1 pseudogene is annotated in these 242 nt (G+C 51.7%); it reads right to left on the bottom strand.

What is annotated here, in order from left to right:
- Positions 1-191: pseudogene (locus EOD29_RS34530) on the bottom strand (carbohydrate ABC transporter permease); the annotation flags it as partial.
- Positions 192-242: the final 51 nt, after the last annotated feature.

Below are 242 nucleotides of genomic sequence, written 5' to 3'. Positions count from 1 at the left end.
TTCCAGGCATCGACGTAATTTTCGAAATGGGGATATGCCGGCAAAGCGAACGCACCCTGCAGAACGTCAGCCTTGCTCTTTATCGACGTCAGAAGCAGAAGCAGGAAGGGGATGATGGTGACGAAGGCAAGAAGCCAGAGGACAATGCGGAGGAATAGCGCACCGACGGGAAAGTTGGACGAACGGCTCATCAAGCCAATCCTTTATTCTGCGATCCCACAAATCGGTGAATTGCATAGTTG

This window comes from Mesorhizobium sp. M1A.T.Ca.IN.004.03.1.1 (assembly GCF_003997555.1).
Classification (GTDB): Bacteria; Pseudomonadota; Alphaproteobacteria; order Rhizobiales; family Rhizobiaceae; genus Mesorhizobium.
This window is presented reverse-complemented; position numbering and strand designations above follow the sequence as displayed.